Annotated in this window: 21 protein-coding genes; 8 read left to right on the top strand and 13 right to left on the bottom strand. The window is 66.4% G+C overall.

Annotated elements, in window-relative coordinates:
• Nucleotides 1–12: 12 nt before the first annotated feature.
• From G6N46_RS27520 to G6N46_RS27505, 4 genes are all read right to left on the bottom strand, one after another.
• Nucleotides 13–477: an RrF2 family transcriptional regulator gene (locus tag G6N46_RS27520; RefSeq protein ID WP_138250002.1), complete on the bottom strand. Its 465-nt coding sequence runs from the start codon at nucleotides 475–477 to the stop codon at nucleotides 13–15.
• A 98-nt stretch (nucleotides 478–575) separates the two neighbouring features.
• The gene (locus G6N46_RS27515; protein ID WP_138250003.1) at nucleotides 576–1,796 is read right to left on the bottom strand and encodes an acyl-CoA dehydrogenase family protein; all 1,221 of its coding nucleotides are present in this window, start codon (nucleotides 1,794–1,796) and stop codon (nucleotides 576–578) included.
• Nucleotide 1,797: 1 nt separating this feature from the next.
• Nucleotides 1,798–2,826 carry a phosphotransferase family protein gene (locus tag G6N46_RS27510; protein ID WP_064860794.1) on the bottom strand — a complete coding sequence of 343 codons (1,029 nt, stop codon included), beginning with the start codon at nucleotides 2,824–2,826 and terminating at the stop codon, nucleotides 1,798–1,800.
• Nucleotides 2,826–3,581 (bottom strand): SDR family oxidoreductase, encoded by a 756-nt coding sequence (locus G6N46_RS27505; RefSeq protein ID WP_061005969.1) that lies wholly within the window; start codon nucleotides 3,579–3,581, stop codon nucleotides 2,826–2,828. Before G6N46_RS27505 ends, G6N46_RS27510 begins: the two co-directional genes overlap by 1 nt.
• A gap of 105 nt (nucleotides 3,582–3,686) precedes the next feature.
• Here G6N46_RS27505 and G6N46_RS27500 point away from each other — a divergent pair, with 105 nt between their 5' ends.
• Nucleotides 3,687–4,325 (top strand): TetR/AcrR family transcriptional regulator, encoded by a 639-nt coding sequence (locus G6N46_RS27500; RefSeq protein ID WP_061005971.1) that lies wholly within the window; start codon nucleotides 3,687–3,689, stop codon nucleotides 4,323–4,325.
• On the opposite strand, the gene G6N46_RS27495 is transcribed toward G6N46_RS27500, so the two are convergent.
• Nucleotides 4,293–5,480, bottom strand: coding sequence for a 3-ketosteroid-9-alpha-monooxygenase, oxygenase component (locus G6N46_RS27495; protein WP_167526444.1), 1,188 nt, complete (start codon nucleotides 5,478–5,480; stop codon nucleotides 4,293–4,295). The two genes, G6N46_RS27500 and G6N46_RS27495, sit on opposite strands and share 33 nt — an antisense overlap.
• Before the next feature lie 20 nt (nucleotides 5,481–5,500).
• Complete coding sequence (locus tag G6N46_RS27490) at nucleotides 5,501–6,145, bottom strand: TetR family transcriptional regulator (RefSeq protein ID WP_061005974.1); 645 nt, start codon at nucleotides 6,143–6,145, stop codon at nucleotides 5,501–5,503.
• A 119-nt stretch (nucleotides 6,146–6,264) separates the two neighbouring features.
• Between G6N46_RS27490 and G6N46_RS27485 the strand changes: the two genes are divergently transcribed.
• The 3 genes from G6N46_RS27485 to ygiD are packed head-to-tail and all read left to right on the top strand — an operon-like array spanning nucleotide 6,265 to nucleotide 9,036.
• Nucleotides 6,265–6,765: a VOC family protein gene (locus G6N46_RS27485; protein WP_061005976.1), complete on the top strand. Its 501-nt coding sequence runs from the start codon at nucleotides 6,265–6,267 to the stop codon at nucleotides 6,763–6,765.
• Entirely contained in the window at nucleotides 6,765–8,228 is a 1,464-nt protein-coding gene (locus G6N46_RS27480; RefSeq protein WP_138250004.1) for an FAD-binding protein, read from the top strand. Before G6N46_RS27485 ends, G6N46_RS27480 begins: the two co-directional genes overlap by 1 nt.
• 43 nt (nucleotides 8,229–8,271) lie before the next feature.
• Complete coding sequence (gene ygiD / locus G6N46_RS27475; RefSeq protein WP_163693255.1) at nucleotides 8,272–9,036, top strand: 4,5-DOPA-extradiol-dioxygenase; 765 nt, start codon at nucleotides 8,272–8,274, stop codon at nucleotides 9,034–9,036.
• 7 nt (nucleotides 9,037–9,043) lie between these two features.
• Here the strand turns inward: ygiD and G6N46_RS27470 are convergent, their stop codons facing one another.
• Nucleotides 9,044–10,426, bottom strand: coding sequence for an NAD(P)/FAD-dependent oxidoreductase (locus G6N46_RS27470; RefSeq protein WP_061006936.1), 1,383 nt, complete (start codon nucleotides 10,424–10,426; stop codon nucleotides 9,044–9,046).
• Between the two features lie 272 nt (nucleotides 10,427–10,698).
• Complete coding sequence (locus G6N46_RS27465) at nucleotides 10,699–11,556, bottom strand: cutinase family protein (protein WP_064860799.1); 858 nt, start codon at nucleotides 11,554–11,556, stop codon at nucleotides 10,699–10,701.
• Between the two features lie 181 nt (nucleotides 11,557–11,737).
• On the opposite strand from G6N46_RS27465, the gene G6N46_RS28995 reads away from it, so the two are divergent.
• The 4 genes from G6N46_RS28995 to G6N46_RS27450 are packed head-to-tail and all read left to right on the top strand — an operon-like array spanning nucleotide 11,738 to nucleotide 15,700.
• Nucleotides 11,738–11,863 carry a hypothetical protein gene (locus tag G6N46_RS28995; protein WP_268815737.1) on the top strand — a complete coding sequence of 42 codons (126 nt, stop codon included), beginning with the start codon at nucleotides 11,738–11,740 and terminating at the stop codon, nucleotides 11,861–11,863.
• A 39-nt stretch (nucleotides 11,864–11,902) separates the two neighbouring features.
• Complete coding sequence (locus G6N46_RS27460) at nucleotides 11,903–13,231, top strand: MFS transporter (RefSeq protein ID WP_138250006.1); 1,329 nt, start codon at nucleotides 11,903–11,905, stop codon at nucleotides 13,229–13,231.
• Nucleotides 13,231–14,535, top strand: a complete 1,305-nt coding sequence (locus G6N46_RS27455) for an ABC transporter substrate-binding protein (protein WP_138250007.1) — start codon at nucleotides 13,231–13,233, stop codon at nucleotides 14,533–14,535. The genes G6N46_RS27460 and G6N46_RS27455 overlap by 1 nt, the downstream gene beginning before the upstream one ends.
• A 13-nt stretch (nucleotides 14,536–14,548) precedes the next feature.
• Nucleotides 14,549–15,700, top strand: coding sequence for an FAD-dependent oxidoreductase (locus tag G6N46_RS27450; RefSeq protein WP_163693061.1), 1,152 nt, complete (start codon nucleotides 14,549–14,551; stop codon nucleotides 15,698–15,700).
• Nucleotides 15,701–15,712: 12 nt separating this feature from the next.
• On the opposite strand, the gene G6N46_RS27445 is transcribed toward G6N46_RS27450, so the two are convergent.
• The 5 genes from G6N46_RS27445 to G6N46_RS27425 are packed head-to-tail and all read right to left on the bottom strand — an operon-like array spanning nucleotide 15,713 to nucleotide 19,847.
• Entirely contained in the window at nucleotides 15,713–16,177 is a 465-nt protein-coding gene (locus G6N46_RS27445) for a hypothetical protein (protein ID WP_138250009.1), read from the bottom strand.
• 4 nt (nucleotides 16,178–16,181) lie between these two features.
• Nucleotides 16,182–17,438, bottom strand: coding sequence for a DUF58 domain-containing protein (locus tag G6N46_RS27440; RefSeq protein ID WP_138250010.1), 1,257 nt, complete (start codon nucleotides 17,436–17,438; stop codon nucleotides 16,182–16,184).
• Entirely contained in the window at nucleotides 17,435–18,403 is a 969-nt protein-coding gene (locus G6N46_RS27435; protein WP_138250011.1) for an AAA family ATPase, read from the bottom strand. The genes G6N46_RS27440 and G6N46_RS27435 overlap by 4 nt, the downstream gene beginning before the upstream one ends.
• Nucleotides 18,400–18,882: a hypothetical protein gene (locus tag G6N46_RS27430; protein WP_138250012.1), complete on the bottom strand. Its 483-nt coding sequence runs from the start codon at nucleotides 18,880–18,882 to the stop codon at nucleotides 18,400–18,402. The genes G6N46_RS27435 and G6N46_RS27430 overlap by 4 nt, the downstream gene beginning before the upstream one ends.
• Nucleotides 18,879–19,847, bottom strand: a complete 969-nt coding sequence (locus tag G6N46_RS27425) for a DUF4129 domain-containing protein (RefSeq protein WP_138250013.1) — start codon at nucleotides 19,845–19,847, stop codon at nucleotides 18,879–18,881. Before G6N46_RS27425 ends, G6N46_RS27430 begins: the two co-directional genes overlap by 4 nt.
• Nucleotides 19,848–19,927 lie beyond the last annotated feature (80 nt).

Raw genomic sequence — 19,927 nt, 5'->3', positions numbered from 1 at the left:
GGGCCGCTCGGTTCAATCGGCGCGGGAATCGATCTGCGCGGTCAGGGCGCCGAGGCTGATGAGCAGGTTCCTGGTCGGCGGCTGCGCGAGGTCGGCGACCGTGGTGGTGTTCAGCGACGCATAGAACGCCGCTTTGGCCTGCGCCAACACGGTGCGAAGCCGACATGCCGACTGCAGCGGGCAGTCCAGCCCACTGCAGTCGACCAGCTCGGTGTCACCATCGTCTTCCAGCGACCGCACCACGTCGCCCAGACGGGCGGTACGGCCGGCTGCGGTGAGAGCCAGGCCGCCGCCGCGACCGCGGTCGGCGTCCAGCCACCCGGACGCCGCCAGGTGCGCACACGCTTTGGTCGCGTGCGTGTACGAGATTTGCATGTCCTCGGCGATCTGCCGCGTCGAAATCCGCTGCCGGCCGTCTTCAGCGGCGAGCCGGATCAGAATCCGCAGCCCGACGTCGCTGAAACCGGTCAACCGCACATGACCACGCTATTTAATCGTCATTTCTGATGCAAATAAAGATGCGGGTGAGCGGCGCCCCTACCCAGCAGGAACGCCGCCACACCAACGCGCGCCGGTCAGCGCGCCAGGTGCTTCTTGAGCTCGGTCCGGGCGAGAGCGTTCTTGTGCACCTCGTCGGGCCCATCGGCGAATCGGAGGGTCCGGATGCCCGCGTACATGGCGGCGAGCGGGAAGTCCTGAGAAATACCACCGGCGCCGTGCACCTGGATGGCCTTGTCCAGGATCCACTGCACCGTCAGCGGCGTGGCGATCTTGATGGCCTGAATCTCGCTGTGCGCGCCGCGGTTTCCGACGGTGTCCATCAGCCAGGCCGTCTTGAGCACCAACAGCCGCAGCTGTTCGACGCGCACGCGGGATTCGGCGATCCAGTCCCGGATCACGCCCTGCTCGGCCAGCGGCTTGCCGAACGCGACCCGGCTCGCGGCGCGCTGACACATCATCTCGATGGCGCGCTCGGCGACACCGATCGCCCGCATGCAGTGGTGGATGCGGCCCGGGCCGAGGCGAGCCTGGGCGATCGCGAACCCGCCACCCTCTTCACCGATCAGGTTCGACACCGGCACCCGCACATCGGTGAACCGCAGCTCGGCGTGGCCGCCGTGGTCGTGATCGTCGTACCCGAACACCTCCATGGGGCGCAGCACCTCGAGTCCCGGCGTATCGCGGGGAACCAGGATCTGCGACTGCTGGCGGTGGCGTTCCGAGGTCGGGTCCGTCTTGCCCATCACGATGAACACCTTGCAGTTCGGATTCATCGCGCCGGTGATCCACCACTTACGGCCGTTGATGACGTACTCGTCGCCATCCCGTACGATCGACAGCTCGATGTTGGTGGCGTCGGAGCTCGCCACGTCGGGTTCGGTCATGGCGAAGGCGGACCGAATCTCGCCGTCGAGCAACGGTTCGAGCCAGCGGCGCTGCTGCTCCTCGGTGCCGAACTCGTTGAGCACCTCCATGTTGCCGGTATCCGGAGCGGCACAGTTGAACACCGCGGGCGCCAATTGAATACTGCGGCCGGTGATTTCGGCCAGCGGCGCATATTGCAAGTTCGTCAGGCCGGCGCCCTTCTGACCCGGCAGGAACAGATTCCACAAACCGCGACGCCGGGCCTCGGCGCGCAGCTCGGTGAGAACCGGGACACTGTCCCACGCCCACCGGTTGTCCAGTGCGCCCAGCTGCTCGTGGAACGTCTTCTCGGCGGGATAGACGTGGCTTTCCATGAACGCCGTGAGTTCGGCAATCATTTCGTTGGTCTTGGCGTCGTACGCGAATTCCATGTCAGTGCTCCTTGAGTGCGTTGAGGCCGGCGTCCAGCAGGAAGTGCACCGCGTCACCGGCGAACGAGAATCCGTCACCGACGGTCTGCCCGTTGACATAGCGGTAGTGGATACCTTCGAAGATTCCTGCCATCTTGAAGAAGGCGAGACCGAGGTAGAAGCCGAAATCACCTAGCGGACGGTCGATTCCGGCGTGGTAGCGGTCGATGATCTCCTGTTCGGTCAGGAAGCCGGGGGCTTCGCTGACATCGGAGACCTCCCCGTTGCCCGATGCGGCCAACCGCCCGTAGGCCACCATCAGCGCGAGATCGGTGAGCGAGTCGCCGATGGTGGCCAACTCCCAGTCGATGACGGCGGCGGGCCGGTCCGCGGAATCGAACAGCACGTTGTCGAGGCGGTAGTCGCCGTGCACGATGCCGGGTGCCGAATCGGCCGGAACCCGCTGCGACAGCGCGTCATAGAGCTTTTCCATGACGGGCAGGTCCCGGGTGCGGGCCGCCGCGAACTGCTTGTGCCACCGGCCGACCTGACGCCCGAGGAACCCTTCGGGCCGGCCGAAGTCCGCGAGCCCTACCGAGGCGGGATCGACGGAATGCACCGCGACCAGGGTGTCGACGAGTCGCTCCGAGATGAGCCGGGTGCGCTCGGCGCCCAGCGCCGTCAGTTCGGCGGCCTGCCGGTAGGGCGTGCCGTCGATCTCGGCCATCACATAGAAGGGTGCGCCGAGCACGGAAGCGTCATCGCAGAATCCGTACATCGCGGGCACGGGCACCGCGGTGGGCGCCAGCGCCGACATCATCCGATATTCGCGACTCATGTCGTGGGCCGTGGCGAGCAACTCGCCCACGGGAGGCCGGCGGACGATCCACGACGAATCGCCATCTGTGACGCGGTAAGTCAGGTTCGACTTGCCACCGGCGATCAACGTCGCCGACAGCGTGGCACCGGCGCCGGGCACGGTGGCCGACAGCCACGCACCGAGGCGGTCCAGGTCCAGCCCCGGCAGTTCGAGATGCGTGTCGGCGGCCATCAGACGCCGCCGCCCAGCAGCACGCCGCCGTCGATCGTCAGGGTCTGACCGGTCATCCAGCCGGCGTCGTCGGACAGCAGGAACGCCACCACCGAGCCGATATCTTCCGGCACCCCAAGGCGTTTCAGTGCGTAGTGCGAGCTGACCTCTTCTTCGCGGCCTTCGTACAGCGCCGTCGCGAAGCGCGTCTTGACGACGGCGGGCGCGACGGCGTTGACGCGGATGTTCGGGCCCAGCTCGACAGCCAGCTCCTCGGTGAGGTGGATGACCGCGGCTTTCGAGACGCCGTACATTGCGATGCCAGGGGCCGGGCGCAGCCCGGCGATGGAGGCGACGTTGACGATCGCGCCGCCGTGCTCACGCTGCCAGGCCCGGTTCACCTTCTGCACCCACGACAGGGCGGACAGCACGTTGACTTCGAGAATCTTGCGCGCGGCGTCCATGTCGATGTCCATGAGCGGCCCGTACACCGGGTTGATGCCGGTGTTGTTGACGAAATAGTCGATGGTCCCGAACTTTTCGAGGGTCTTGGCCACCACGGCATCCTGGTGCTCGGTGTCGTCGCCGCGGCCGGCCACGGCCAGCGCGACATCGGGGCCACCGAGGGCCTCGACGGCAGCGTCGAGCGCTTCCTGCTTGCGGGCGGTGATCACCACCTTGGCGCCCTCGTCGACCAGACGCTGGGCGATGGCATATCCGATGCCACGACTGGCACCCGTGACGATCGCGGTTTTTCCTTCGAATCGCGTGCTCATGTCAACTTCCTCGTGGGGTTGGCGGGACATGGCCCCACGATGTGGGACACATAGCCGAAGTGTGCCACACTGGCACACAGCGGCGCAATGTCCCATAATGGGTGGATGTCCGGAGCTGATTCGACGACGCCCGCCCCGTCCACGCGACTGGGCACGGCCTTGAGCCGCCAGGCCGCGGTCGACGCGGCGACCCGGCTCTACCTGGCGGGCGAGCCGGTCGACATGTCGGCACTGGCCGCCGAACTCGGCATCGGTCGCTCGACCCTCTACCGGCTCGTCGGCAACCGGGAAGACCTGCTGGCCATCGTGCTGGCCGAGGCCACCGAACGCACCTTTCGGCGCACCGTCGCCGACATGGCCGCCGAGGCCGGATCCGACACCGAACCACCCGGCGGCACCGAATACATCCTTGCGGTGATGGACCGCTTTCTGAATGCGGTTGTCGACGCCAAACCGCTGCAGGCGGTGTCGCAGCGTGAGCCGCTCCTGATCGTGCGGCTCATGCTGCTGCCCGGACTCGTGGAACAGACCGCGGGTCGCCTGGTGGGAGAACTCCTCGACGCCGAGGTAGCCGCCGGCCGAATGGAATTGCCGCTACCCACCGCCACTTTCGGCCTCGCGCTCATCCGCATGTGCGACGCGCATCTGTACGCGCCGCTGCTGGGCGGCGGCGCCCCCGAGATCGGTACCGCGCTCGACCTGGTGGCCGCCCTACTCGGCCACAGCCAATCCGGTGAAGGCTGAATCCTGTTGTGACAGAGAGCCCGACGCCAGGGCAGCCAGATTGTCCGCCACTTCGGCTTCCCAGCTCTCGATGGAATGCGTGGTGTCGATCTCGTACTCGAAGCGGTCGGTCATATCCGGTGTCACGTCCTCGACGTCGACATAGAACTGCTCGTACCAGCGGCGCTGCTGATACACCGGGCCGTCTTCCTCGGTGAGCAGCGGGTTGTCGATGCGGGCCTTGTGCTTCCAGATTTCGACGTCCTGCTCGAAGCCGGTCTGCACACCCTCGATGAAAGTCCGTGCGAGTTCGGCGTTTTCCGCCTCGGTCATACCCGGCAGCTTCTTGACGATGGCGCCGTACTGCAGTACGAACGAGTTCGGGCTGACCGGGTAATGCGAGTTGATCAGGATGGTCTCGACGGTCATTCCGTTGGACACGCTGCGCAGCCGGTCGATCATGTACGAGGGCCCGAAATACGAAGCCTCCGAATAGAGAATGGACGTCGGGTCGTGGAAGGTGCTGACGACCATGTCATCCCGCGGCGTCGAGTCCATCACCTGGGTGGCGACATGGCCTTCGAAGATGTTCTTGAAGTTCCGGGGAAACGCGTAGTGCACGTAGAAGAAATGCGCCATGTCGACGTTGTTGTCGACGATCTCGCGGCAGTGCGAACCTTCGATGAGCTGAATGTTCCAGGTCCAGTCGGTCCAGGCGTCCGTGCCGTAGTCCTCGATCTCGGGGATGTCGACTTCCGGCGGCGGGGTGTTGCCCTGCGGGTCGTGCCAGACGAACAGTTGTCCGTTGCGTTCGAGTGTGAGCCACGACCGGGTCCGCGCCAGCCGCGGCGTCCGCTTGGCGTAGGGCACCAAGGTGCATTTGCCGTCACCGCCCCAGCGCCAGTCGTGGAACGGGCACGCGATCGAGTCGCCCTTGACGCTGCCGTACGCGAGGTTGCCACCCATGTGCCGGCAGTAGGCGTCGAGCACGTTGAGCCGGCCCTGACTGTCGGCAAAGACCACCAACGACATACCGAACGCGTCGATCTGATGGGGCGCACCGTCGTTGAAGTCACGGATCAGGCCGAGGCAGTGCCAGCCGCGGGCGAACCTGGTCGGGTTCTCCCCCGCCTCGATCTGCCGGACGTCTGGCTGCTCCTGGTCCGTGACCGACATGCGTTCCTCCATCGTTGTTCTCACCGGGGTTCGATCAGGGCGGGCATCGGTGCGGTGAGCAGACCGACCACCATGGCGACGATGTTGTCCCTTGCCTCGGCCTCACTCAGGGCACCGCGGACCGCGTCGCGATGCTCCTCCACGTGACGTTCGTGGTCGGCGAGCAGCGTGTACATGACCGACGCCATCGCCGCCATGCGTTGGCGCCGAAGCGCTTCCGGTAGGTGATCGAGGGCCCGCAGCAGCCGGGTGGTGAGGATCCGGGTGGCCGGCCACTGCTCCGCCGTCAGGGTGAGCTCGGCCATGACCGGATGATTGCGCACGCGTTCGAGAAAACGGGCGTAGTGGCTCGATCCGTCGGAATACGGAGTATCGAACAGCGGCTCGACCAGGATGGCCACCAGGGCGGTGATGCTGTCGTCGGGCTCCCCGGCACTTTCGTGCTCGGCCAGCAGCGTCAGCCGCGCCTGCTCCAAGGGGGCCTGGCGATGACCGATGATGGCCTTTATCAAGCCATCTCGTGATCCGAAGTGATAGTGGACGGCCGAATTGTTCCGCTGCCCCGCAGCCACCGCGACGTCGCGCAGCGACACCTCGGGGCCGAATTCCGCGATCAGGCGTTCGCCGGCGAGAAGCAGCTGCGTGCGTGCATCGGTCCGACTCACAGGCCTCAGTGTAGTTCTTGCGCTTCAGATTGCAATCACCAACGCTTGACCAGTTAAGCGGTAGCGCTTAGTTTGAGTTGGTCGTCCAGTCGCACAGCCGGCTTCCCGGAAGGAATCCCATGACCGTCTCGTATGGACCGATCTGCCAAACCGCCTGGGTCACTGAAGACATCGAGGCAACCGAGCAGCTGCTGAGCAGGCAGTTCGGCGTCGGGTCATGGGTCCGGTTGCCCAACATCGAGTTCGGGCCGGAAACCTGCCGCCTCCACGGGGAGCCGGCGGATTTCACCGCCCACATCTCGATGTCCTACTCGGGCGACATGCAGCTGGAGCTGATCCAGCCGGTGCGCGGCGTCAGCATCTATACCGAATTCCTGCAGCGCAGCGGACCGGGCCTGCACCATGTGTGCTTCGAACCAGGTGATTTCGACGCGGCCGTGGCGTCGGCACAGGAACAGGGGCTGGCCATCGTGCAACAGGGTGAGATGTCCGGTGGATTGATGCGTTTCGCCTATATCGACGGAGCATCGGCCGGGGTGCCATACATCGAACTCGGCGAGTTCAGTCCCGAGATTCGGGCGATGTTCGAGCACATCAAGAAGACCGCGGCAGGTGCGTGATGATTCCGGAAACAGTTTCCGCACAAAGTATTTCGTCGTTCTCCGACGAGGTCGACGTACTCGTTGTCGGACTCGGCATGGCAGGCGGATGCGCGGCCGTCGAAGCAGCCGCCGCGGGCGCGCGTGTGCTCGTACTCGAGCGGGCCGCGGTGGCCGGCGGCACCACGGCGATGGCGGGCGGCCACTTCTATCTCGGCGGCGGCACCGCGGTACAGGAGGCCAGCGGCCACAACGACTCCGCCGGCGAGATGGCCGCCTATCTGACTGCCGTCTCGAAAGAGCCTGTGCCGGAACTGATCAACGCCTACTGCGGCGGCAGTGCCGAACATTTCCGGTGGCTGGAAGCTCTCGGATTCGAGTTCGAGCGCAGTTACTACCCGCACAAGGCCGTCATTCAGCCGGAGACGCAGGGCCTGATGTACACCGGCAATGAGCAGGTGTGGCCGTTCCGCGAGCAGGCGGTTCCGGCACCACGGGGCCACAAGGTCCCGGTACCCGGCGATACCGGCGGCGCGGGCATGGTCGTCAAGCTTCTCGTCGAGCGACTGGGCGAACTCCGCGTGGAAATCCGTTACGAGACAGGGGTGTCCGCCCTCGTCGTCGACGGCGACCGGGTCGTCGGCGCAACCTGGAAGCACTTCGGTGAGACGGGTGCAGTGCGGGCGAAGTCCGTCGTCCTGACCACCGGCGGCTTCGTGATGAACCGCGAGATGCTGGCGGCGCACGTGCCGCGACTGGCCGACGAGCGCGTCTTTGCCTTGGGCAGCACCTATGACGACGGCAGCGGTATCCGCATGGGTCAAGCTGTCGGTGCCGCAACCAAATACCTGGACCAGGCGTTCATGACAGCCCCGGTCTATCCGCCTGCCACACTCCTCACCGGTCTGATCGTGAACCGCAACGGGGACCGGTTCGTCGCCGAAGACTCTTATCACGCAAGAACTTCCGCCTTCGCCCTCGAGCAGCCCGACAGCGTCGCGTACCTCGTCGTCGATTCACGACATGTCGAGATGCCGACCATGCCGTTGGTTCAGTTGATCGACGGCTGGGAAGAGGTCGCCGAGATGGAAGCGGCCCTCGGTATCCCGGCCGGCCGGTTGCAGTCCTCGCTCGACCGGTACAACGCCTACGCGGCCCGCGGCGAGGACCCCGACTTCCACAAGGCGGCAACGTATCTGGAGCCACAGGACGTCGGACCGTGGGCGGCATTCGACCTGAGTCTGGGCAAGGCGTTCTACAGCGGCTTCACCCTCGGGGGCCTGGCGATCTCGGCCGACGGCGCGGTGCTACGCGACGACGGCAGCGCCGTTGCCGGGCTGTATGCCGCCGGCGCCTGTACGTCCACCATCGCGCAGGACGCCAAGGGGTACTCCAGCGGCACCCAGTTGGGCGCGGGTTCATTCTTCGGTCGGCGAGCGGGTCGCGCTGCCGCCCGAGCGGCAACCCGGGAGGAATGTCGGTAGCGTTGATCGGACAATGACCGGATCAGTCGACCTGCCCACCGTCATGCCCGCCGCGTTCATCGGGCATGGCAGTCCGATGAACGCCGTGGAACGCAACCGGTACACAGCCGCATGGACGGAATTCGGCCAGTCGGTGCCACGGCCCCGGGCGATCCTGGTGATCAGTGCGCACTGGTACATCAACGCCACCGCGGTCACCGCGATGGCGCAGCCCCGCACCATCCACGACTTCTACGGCTTCCCACAGGAGTTGTTCGGTGTGCAGTACCCGGCGCCGGGACTGCCCCAGCTGGCCGACGAGATCGCCGAGACCGTCAAACCCACCTGGGTCGGCGCTGACCGGGACAGCTGGGGCATCGACCACGGCACCTGGTCGGTATTGGTGCATGCCTTCCCGGATGCCTCGATCCCGGTGGTGCAGTTGTCGATCAACGCCGAGAAGCCGCTGGAGGAACACGTCGCGCTGGGCGCACAACTGGCCGAGTTGCGCAGCCGCGGCGTGCTGATCGTCGGCAGCGGCAACATCGTGCACAACCTGCGGGCCATGAACACACGGCTTCCCGACAGCGGATTCGATTGGGCCACAAGGTTTGACGATGCAGCGGCCGATCTGCTGACCGCCGCACCCGCGGACATTCTGCGCCTTCGGGAACATCCCGACTTCGCCGCCGCCGCACCGACACCGGACCACTTCATCCCGATGCTCTATTTCGCCGGGCTGTGCGCCGCCGCCGACACCCCTGCGCACGTGCTCGTCGACGGCTATACCTACGGGTCGCTGTCGATGACGTCGTACACCCTGACCTGACAGGCGCTCACGCTGTGCTGGTGGCGTCAACCTCTGTCGCACCAGCGGGTTTCAGCGCCTCGGCCGCCGTCGCGTACGCGTGGCGGTGGTTGAGGAACTGATGACGCGCATTTTCGCCGACCAGCGTCCGCACCTCGTTCATCAGGGCGCGCCTGCCTTGAGGTCTGCGTCGCAGGAGCCGCCCCGCCGAGCCGAACAACCGGCCCGGGCTCAGCACCTGCGACGGCTTCTCCCGGTGCGTGAAGAGATCGAGGAACCGCCCGATCTGCCCTTTGTCGTGCAGGTCCGCCACCATCTGCGGGAAGACGGCCGGCACTCGGCCCGCCTTGCCCAGATCGTTGGCGAACCAATAATGATCGGAGAATTCGTGATCGCGCCACCGGCCCCACATCGTCAGCGCCGCGTCCTGCACCTCCAGTGAACCGCCCAGCCCCGCCATGATTTTCGGCACCGCCGCGTCGACCTGTGCGAACGCGTCACCGATCCCCCGGCCCGGCGCCGGGTCCTTGAAATGGCCGGCGTCGCCGACCAACATCCACCCCGGCCCGCACGGGTCCCGGAAGAAACCGTTGTAGTGGACCATCCCGAACAACTTGCCGACCCGCTGAGCACCCTCGAGCGCCTCGGCCACCGGTTCACAACTGAGGGCGTGTTCCATGAAGCTGCGTTCGAGGTTGGCGCGGAATCGCGGGAGCTCGCTCAACTCGGGGATCACGATGACCTGATACAGCCCGTTGTCGGCTGCGGCGCTGATCACGAACTTGTCGGCCCACCGATGGAACACATTGGTCGGTTCCGCCGGCATGTTCGCGCCCTCGAAGAAAGCCCAGTACGCGAACCGTTGATTGGGCACGACGTTGTACTTCCGTGCCGCAACAAGATTGGCGACGGTCGAGTTACGACCGTCTGCGCCGACGACCAGCCGGGCACGCAGCTCGTCCTCCCGGCCGCGAGTCCGGACGCGCACGCCGGTGACCCGGCCGTCGTCCTGCACCAGGCCCGTGACATCGGCAGCCATTCGCACTTCAGCCCCCGCCTGCTCGGCGGCACCGACGAGGATCGGGTCGAGCAGGGTGCGCCGGACCGAGGCACTACCTCCGACATCGCCTGCGCGTTGTGGCCATTCGACATTGAATCGGAAGTCCTCGGCGCGGGAATTGGACCGCATCATGAACGGCGCACCGGTTGCGTGCAGCTGATCCGTCACGCCGAGCCGATCGAGGAAAGCCAACCCGTCGGCCTCGAAGATGTGGGTCGACAGGGTGTCTCGCGGAAATGTCGCGCGTTCGAGTACCGCAACGTTCACACCCTGCCGCGCCAGCATCGTGGCCAGCGGCGAGCCGGCACATCGAGCGCCGACGATGACGACATCAAATCCCTGGGCCAACATGGTTGCTCCCGAAGTTCGCACTGCGCCGAGGCAGGCCGCACCCGGCGCAGCTGGGGAAAGCGTACGCCGCACAATGCGCTACGTACAGCAATTCTTCAGGACTTTGCCGTGCTTACAGCTCAAGGGTTTTCGTCGTCATTTAGCCAGCAACGTAAATCCCGCGGCGAGCCAGACCCCTTGCCCCACAGTAACTCTGGTGCCACGCGTGCGTGCTTCGGTCGTAGCGTCAAGGCCAACGAGGTCAAATACCCTGCCGCCCAACCACATAGCTGTCAGACCAAACCGGGTACCGGAGACGGCGACGCCGGCACGGGCGTTGACGTGGGTGCGGTCGACGGGACCGCGCTGGGCGGCTGCAGGCCATAGCCCGATTGCGGGTCGTACCCCGGCGGCGGGCCGGGCAGTGCGCCATACCCCGGCGGCGGACCCGGCAGCGCCCCGTACCCGGGCGTTGTCCGAGGAGAACCGGCGAGAAGCTTGGACACGATGAAGGCCGCGGCCTGATCGGTGTACGCAGGGACGTAACCCTGTGTATGACCGCTCCAGGAATTGCCCGCACCGGCGTGACAGATCGGGTCGGCAGGATTACACAGGTCGATCGCTTTGGGACTCAGCGGCGAATTCTGAGTTGGTGGCGCTCCGTCGGTACGGTCGGCCTGATTGCCGAACGTCGCAACGGCCGCGATGTTCTTCGTGTACTCGGGCGGCAGCGGGCTACCCCAGTTGATACCGGAGAAACCGGCCACAATGTTGACCACACTCGCGCCCTGCGAATAGCCGCCCAGAACGATCTTGGTGTTGGGACAGGCGGCCGCGGTGGATTTGATGTGTTCGATCGCATCCTTGGCGCCCTCACCACTGTGCCGCTGTGTGATGGTGGCCTTGTAGTCGACCGCGTACGACCGGATGATCAGGCCACTGGCCTGCTTACGCAGCGAGTCGACGAGGGCATCACCGACCCGGCCCATCCCCGCCGGCTCATCGGTCCCGCGCGCAAAGATGACTTCGGCGTCGGGGCAGTCGTCGGCAGCAGCCACCGGAGTCGCACCCGTGATGATGAGCGGGGCCGTGACGGTCAGCAGCACCGCAGCGCCGGCAACGCCGGAGCTACGGAGTTGGCGAATCAGCATCTACGCATCTTACCTGCATGCAGGAAAGTAAGACAAACGCCTGACCAGCAAATACCAGCCGTTCAGCAATCAGTATCCCGTCCACACACCTCGCCGTGGCGCGTTTCCGGCAAACCTCATCCTCGGGATTTCGACCTCACGCAACGGGGTCCAGCGGGCGCCGCCCGGTATAGTCGCCCGCGTGGGTGCTCGTTCTGACCAGGCTCCCGCACCCATGGTGCGGGCGTACTCGTCGTGCACCCCGTCTTTTCTCTCCTCGATCTGGAACCGCGCCCGCCTGGCGCCGCTGAACAAATTCGCGCGCTGATTCTCGCTGCCCGAACGTTCCCTTTTCCTGTGATGAGAAATGAAGCCATCTCTCTATGCCGTTGCGGCGTCGCTGTACCTCGCTGAGTACACCCTCTATTCGAATTCCTCCGCGACCGTTCTCCTGAACGCGTCGATCGCGGACTTCTTCCATCTGCCCTACGGCCGTGCCGCGTACGTCGGCGTGGCTTTCCTGGCCGGTTTCTGCGCGACCCTGCTGCCGGCCGGCCTGCGGCTGCACCGCTGCCGGCCGATCACCACGTTCTACGTCAGTTCAGCAGCGCTCGCGGTACTCGGCATCGCCGCCAGCCTCAGCCCGTCGTTCTCTGTACTCGTCCTCGTCCGGTTCCTGCAGGGCGCTACGTCGGCCGTACTGGCACCGCAGTTGTTCCGGATCGCACGGCAGCAGTTCTATCCCGATCACCACACGGCCTTCCTGGGCACCTGGGGTCTGGTGGTGTCAGCATCGGCGCTGTGTTCGCCGTTGATCACCGCGGTACTCAACGACACGTGGGGCTGGCGAGCCTTCCCGTACGAGACAGTGCTGACCACCATCGTGTCGATTCCACTGCTGGCGTGGGGCGCACATGGCAGGGCACCTGAGCCCGACGCCACGGCCGAGAACTCCCGCCGGGGCGGGGGTTTGATCATCGGTGTCGGCCTGGCGCAGGTCGTCATCTTCCTCGCGATCGGGGCGGCCAGCGAGCCAGCGACCAAGGTCCTGCTCAGCGCGCTGGCGACGGGGCTGGGCGTCGTGGTCATCGGCACCTGCCGATCGTCGGCGGGAGACGGAGGCCGGCGGCCAGTGCTGTACCGCAGCCTCATCATCGTGTTCGTGGCGGGCATCGCGACCAACGTCTTCACCCTGGTGGTGATCTATGTCCTGCAACGGATGCAATCGTTCAGCTCCTACCGGGCCGCGCTCGTTCTGGTACCCATGGCGGTGGTCGCGGGCCTGCTGCCGATTTCGAAGTTCGGCCGTCCCGGCGATACCGCGAAGAACATCCGGCTGGTGGGTTACGGCGCGGCGTGCCTGGCGCTGGCCGGTTGCTGGGTCGCAGTGACCGCCGACGAGATGGGTTCGTTGCTGATCGGCGCCACGGTGATGGGCGGCGCCATGGGCTTCCTATGGAGTTCACTGGCCACGAACGTACTGACGAATTCCGTTCGGGTCACGTTTGATTCGGCGGTGTACCACTACCTGCGGGCGTTGGGGGCGGCCATCGGGGTGTCGGTCGGCGCGACGGCAATCGGCGGCTTCGAGAGTGCGCACCGCCTGTTCGTCTTCGCCGGGGTGTCGATCGCCGCCGCCGGCCTCATTGCATCCGTCGCGGCACGGCCGGTCACTCGTGTAGAGGTCCGGCGGTGATGCGCGACATCGTTTTCGTCTGGCCGCCCGGGCAGCTCACCACGGACCCCCGACTGGCCTACAACGGAATCTCGAAAACCTATGTGCGACAGGTATTCGAGAGCCTCGTCGACGTCGACCCGGTCACCGCGCAGGTGCGGCCGTGGCTGGCGTCGGTCTGGTCGCGTCCCGATCCGCTCACGGTGGAATTGACCATTGCGCCCGGCCGACGGTTCTCCGACGGCGTCCCGCTGACCGCCGACCTCGTCCGAAACAGCTTCTGCGACATCATGACTGATCTCGCGGCCAGCACTCCCCTGCCGTCGGCTGTTGCTGCGCTCGCCGGACTGTCCGCTGTCGAATCGCACGGCGATACCGTCGTGTTCCGGTTCGAGCGGCACAACGCCGCGTTCCTGCACAGCCTGGCCGGCGTGAACCTGGCGGCCAGCAAGCCGTCTGCCGGTGACGTGCGCCTGGGCACTGGGGCGTGGGTGCCGGTAGATACGGGATGCCTCACCAATGGCAGGCACCGCCTATTGTTCGGCGCGGGTTACGACGGACCGGCCGACGTGCGCGCCGGTGCCACAGCCGGCTTTCTCACCGCCGAAATCCACCACCCGGGAATCAGTTATGGCTTGTGCCCCAACGTCTCCCGCGGTCCGCTCGCCGATCCCCGAATCCGGCGCGCGCTGTCGCTGCTGATCCACCGCGAGCGACTACGCCCGATTCTGCAGTCGTGCGGCTACACCGTCGCAAACTCGGTGCTGACGCCGACCGCGCTGCACCACCTCGACTGCTCCGCGCAGCTTCGGCACGATCCGGCGACGGCACGGCGACTGCTCGAAGCCGCCGGCGCCGAGGGGTTGCGGTTCGAGGTGGTGTTCAACAGTTCGTTCTCCCCGATCGACCGCGAACTGTTGTCGGCCATTGCAGAACAATGGGCCGACCACGGCATCGAGCTGGCACTCCGCGACGTCGAGTTCGGCGAACTCCGGTCGCGCCAGCAGACGGGGACCTACGATTTCCGGTTCTTCTATTACACCGCAATCGATCCCGATGCGCTGCGCTATCAGTTCGCGGTCGATCAGCGCAACGCGATGTGCCGCACCGAACGCGATCACCTCGACGACCTGCTCGACGCGCAATTGCACTGCCCTGACCCCACCGAACGCCAAAAGCTGGTGCACGACATCCAGCGCCGGCTCGTTCACGACGGGCTGTGGCTGCCGATCGGCAACGTGCGGACCGTCGTCAGCCACCGACCAGACACCGTGCCCCGGCTCGCCCTCGATGCCGAGGGCCTGGCGCGCTTCACCAATCTGTAGAAAGGCACATGCCGTGTCAGACCACACCAGCACCGCACCCATCGTCATCGTCGGCGCCGGGCTCGGCGGACTCGCCGCGGCGATTGCCTTGCGGCACAGCGGCCACCACGTCATCGTGGTAGACAAGACCCGTGCGCTCGGCGAGGTCGGCGGACCGCTCGGCATCTCGCCACCGACGCTGAGGCAGTTCGGCGAATGGGGCATGCTCGAGCAGTTCAACCAGATATCCTCGGCGACGCGGTATTTCGAGACGCACGACCAGGCCGGTCACGTAGAGTCCGTCACCGACTACGCGACGATCCCCGAAATCGGTTCTGAGCACGGCCGGTTCGGATACGCGGATGCCGAGTTGTCGCCGCGCACCGTGCACCGGGCCGATCTGCATGCCCTGATGGTGGCGCACCTCGGCCGCGACCGAATTCGCCTGCGCCATCAACTGACCGGGCTCGTCGAGCATGACGATCACGTCGCGCTTACTTTCGCCGACGGCACCGACCTGCGGGCTCCGCTGGTGATCGGCGCCGACGGGCTGCGCTCCACCGTGCGCGGGCTCTTCAGCGATGACGAAATCCACTACTGCGGTTCGGTGATCTTCCGTGCGGTCAGTCCCGTCGACCGCTTCGGCGGCCGCCCCAACGACCGGCTGCGCTCGTGGCATTCGGCCGACTACGCCAAACACGTCATCGCGATGCCGGTGCGCGCGGGCCGGCAGGTGGCGATCGACGCCACCCTCGGTGTCGACGAACCACCGCTGCACCTGTGGTCGGCGCGCGCGGATTTGGCAGCGTTGGCAACGCAATTCGACGATTTCGAACCCGTCGTGGGCGAGCTGATCCGCGGCGCAATCGGTCCGGTGTACATGCATCCGGTCTACGACCGCGACCCCATCGACCAGTGGACGACGGCACGTATCGCCCTGCTCGGTGATGCCGCGCATCCGATGACGCCCTTTGGCGGGCAGGGTGCCAATCAGGCGATCCAGGACGGTGCCGAGCTCGCGCGTCAACTGACCGAGGCTCAGAATGGTGATGTCGCCGCAGCACTCCAGCGCTACCAGACCATCCGGACCGAACAGACGGCGGAGATTCAGCGCTCAGCGCGGCAGCTCGCCTCCCGGCGCGCGAGAGTCGCGCTGCGGCTGACCGAAGTGTTGTTGAACACCTGATCGCCGACGTTGTTACGGTGCCGCGGAACTATGAGGAATCAAGGCCAACACGTAGATCACCACCGCCGGCGGCGCGAGCAGCGGCAACCACGGCAGGTCCAGACTCACCGCGGTGGCGACCACCCCGGCGAGGGTAAAGCCAAGCATGGCAATCAATGTCGGCCCGGTGGTGGTGACCACACCGGAGCCCGCCGCATGCCGCAACAGCAGATACGCGGCCGCACACAGGCCCGATAGCGCCGCGACCAACGGTGGCGAGTCGGACACCGCCATCACCACGACCGTGAGCAGCACAGCCGCCGTCGCCGCGGCCCGAAACACAAACCCGGCAACCACCGCCGTCAGTGCCAGCACCGAAACGACGACGGCCGCGCCTTGGGCCTGAACACCGGCCACCACGACCATGAGGAGGCCGAAGCCGATCGAAAGTGTCCGGGCGCCAGGCTGATCCAGCCGGGTTGTCATCTCGGTCGTCATCGCGTCACCGCCGCACAGCCCGTCGGCGTACCGGCATCAACCGCAGCGCCTGGTCGAGGGTGACACTCGACGGCCAAGGCACGACGTCGACACCGACGATCCCCATGTCGCGGTACATCGCGTGGCGCTGCAACGCCCACATTCGGGACAGCGTCGAGTCCTGCTCGGCATCGAACGGGGATCCTTCCAGCACATCGACCGCAACGACGGTGTGCCGGCGGTTCCGCAATTCGGTGAGCGCCAGTGCGAACGCGGTGTCGAGCAACGTCGAGAACGCGAACACGATCGCGCCCGGCGGCACGGCCACGCGCGGCGCCAATGTGCCTGTGCTGATTTCGTATTCGCTCCCCACACACAGCGCCGCATCGAGCACGCGGTAGAACTGGCGCTGGCCGATGTCCGCACCGATCCACCGCGGCCGAGCGCTACCGAGCGCGACGATGCCGGCACGGTCACCGTTCCGCAGCGCGCTCTGCACCACCTGCGCGGCGCCGAGCACGACCCGCTCCATCGCGGCGGAGGCCGGGCCGAAAGGCTGCAGGCTGGTGTCGATGAGCACGACCACGTCGGCGGCACGGTGGGTCAACCGTTCGGTGACATGAAGCCGGCCCCGGCGCGCGCTCACCGGCCAGTTGATGGTGCGCAGCTGGTCGCCGGGAAGGTAGGCACGGACGTCCGCGTACTCGACGCCCGGTCCGACGTGACGGGTGAGGTGCGTGCCGAGCCGGTCGGGCAATTCGATGCGCGGTATCGGTGTCGATTGAGGCGGCGCGACGGGAAATACGAACACTTCGGCGGCTTCGACGGTGCCGGTCCCGGCCAGCAGTCCCCCGCCCGCCACGGCGTCGACCCGGGCCTGAATCGGATACCTGCCCCAGCGCTCGGCCCGCACCGCGACAGTCTTCAACGACCCGGCGCTGCCGTCGAGAACCTCGACGTCCATTCCTGATTCGACGGACACCGTCACCTCGGCCGCGACAGTCGGCGCGTCCGTCGTCACCCACACCGTCAGCTGCGTCTCGTCGGTCTCGAAGCACCGCGTCAGGCCGGGCCGCCCGTGTACGTACACCTTGACGGACGGGCGCTGCCAACTGATCGAGCACAGCACACCAAGCAAGGGCGCGGCGAAGGCGACGAGCTGCCACCGGCCGAACAGCACGGCCGCGGCGAGGGCGATGCCGGCGCAGGTGGCGATAGCCTTCGTGAGTGACGAGGCACGCCAACGTAATTCGACTTCGCGTGGTTCGGTCGCCGTCGTCACGACGGCCCACCACGGGTCCGCGGCACGGGCAGGCGTTGCAGCAACTGTGCCACGATGTCGCTGCCGTGGACGCTGCGTACCCACATCTCCGGTTTGAGGCTGATCCGGTGCGAAATCACCGGGATCGCAAGCGCTTTGACGTCCTCTGGGATCACGTAGTCCCGGCCGAACAGCAGGGCGCGCGCCCGCGCCAGCTGAACCAGATCGAGTTCGGCCCGGGGGCTGGCTCCGACGACCACCTGCGGGTGGCTGCGACTGGCCGCCGCCAGTGACACCACGTAGTGCAGGACGTCGTCGTGCACCGTCACCTGCTCGACCGACTCGCGCATGGCGAGCAGATCGTGAGCATCGACAATCTGATTCACTGTCGGTTCGGCCGAACCGCGTTCGAGACGGCGTCGCAGCATCACCGTTTCGTCCGCACCTGACAGGTACTTCAGTTCGACTCTGACCGCGAACCTGTCGAGCTGGGCCTCCGGCAGCGGATAGGTGCCCTCGTACTCGATGGGGTTGTCCGTGGCGAGAACGATGAATGGCGCCGGCAGCCGGTGGGTTTCGCCGTCGATGCTCACCTGCCTTTCGGCCATGGCCTCCAGCAGTGCGGCCTGGGTCTTGGGCGGCGTCCGGTTGATCTCGTCGCCCAGCAGCAGGTTGGTGAAGATCGGGCCGCGCCGGAACTCGAACCGGCCGGACTGCATGTCGTAGATGGTCGAGCCGAGCAGATCGGCGGGCAGCAGGTCCGGGGTGAACTGCACACGGGTGAACGACAAGCCCAGCGCTCGGGCAAAAGACTTGGCTATCAACGTCTTCCCCAGCCCCGGGAGGTCCTCGATGAGCACATGGCCACCCCCGAGCACGGCGGTCAGGATGAGCGTCAGCGCGGCACGCTTGCCCACCACCACGCGCTCGATCTCGTCGAGCACCGCCTCGGAGTGAGCTGTCGTCAGCTCCGCCGGCATCGTCATAGCCGCTCCAATCGGTGCAGGATTTCATCGAGCGTGGCCCGGCCCGGCCCGGGCTCGTCACGGCTGGACCGACGGACGTCGTGCGGATCCACCCACTGCCACAATTGATCCCCGAACACCATCCGGCCGGTGGCCTGCATCGCGGCCGGGTCTTTGGCCTGCTGCGGGCCGGTGGCCATGAAGAACTCCCGCGCCAACGTGGGCCGCAGGTGGTGATCCCAGTCGCCGCGCGTCGTCTCCGACCACTGGATCAGCGTTTCGGTGCGAACGATCCAGTCCCGCAACGATGCTTCCGCGTCGTTGATGGCCGGCTCGACGAATCTCGGTCCGCGGTCGACGAGCCGGCGCCGGACAGCCAACAGCACGAGCACCGCCGCCACCGCGGAAACCCACCCGACTGCGCCGCGATCTCCGAGGAGCAGGATGAGCAGTTCCGTTCCTATCACCAGCGTAACCCCAACGATCACAAGCCTTTTCATGTCAGACTGCGCAACTCGTCGAGCACCCGGAGCAGCGCCCCGGCGGCGATCTCTCGATGGTGCTCGGTCATGACGTGCGGGCTGAAACGCGCCTCGGCGAACAAGGCGACCAGCTCGGTCGCGCTGCCCGCGTGCAGTGCGTGGTGTTCGACGGCCCGGGCGAGTACTTCAGACGGCGTGTCCGAGTCCTGCGGCGCGGCGCCGGGTGCGTCCGCGAGAGCCCGCTCCATTGCGGCGTAGCAGGCGATGATCGACTCGCGTGGACCACGGCTGCGGTCACCGATTTCGGCAAGACCGAATTCCGCCGCGCGCGTGAGGGATTCCGGGGTCGACTCCCCGACCATCGATTCCGGGCCGTCAGCGACCGGCAGCAGCGGTTCGGGACCGCGCCGGCTCCTGCGCACCATGGCACCACCGACAGCCCACAGCAGCAGCATCACCACGGTGGCGGCGAGCAGGTAACCGAAGACGCTGGACTCCTGCTGCCGCGGCGCTGTCGGCGGCTGTGTCGGTGCCGGCGACGGCGGCGGCGATGGCACCGCGCTGATCGGCGCGCTGTTCTGCGGCGGTTCCGAGAAGGGCAGAACGGGGAGTTGCAACAGCTGCAGATGTGACAACATGAGGAGGATTGCCAGCCACGCCAGAAATGCGCCGCCGCCGATCAGCAGCAGGCGGCGGACGGACTGCCATTCAAGCTTGCCGTCGAACGATCCCGGCAGCTGGAAGGCCGCCGACGCGGCGGCCGTCCTGGGACGCCGGAGCGACGCGATGAAGGCGATCGCGACGATGAGCACCGAGACGACCAGCAGGGTGTCGATGCCCACCTGGCTCGCGGTGCTGCTTACCGGCTTGTCGGAGTGTGGGTGACCGCTGCCGGGCAAGTACCCGCGCAGCGCCAGGGACATTACGAACAGCAGCACGATCAGCGCGACCACACGCCCCAACGCCCTGTCGCCACCGTTCATCGGTACACCGCTCGATCGTTTGCCCTGTCTCCATCGTGGCACGCGGTGGCCCGGTCTCGGGGCAATACTTCGCGGCGGAC

The organism is Mycolicibacterium phocaicum (genome assembly GCF_010731115.1).
GTDB lineage: Bacteria > Actinomycetota > Actinomycetes > Mycobacteriales > Mycobacteriaceae > Mycobacterium > Mycobacterium phocaicum.
Note: the sequence above shows the minus strand (reverse complement) of the source record. Positions and strands in the feature narration are given on the sequence as shown.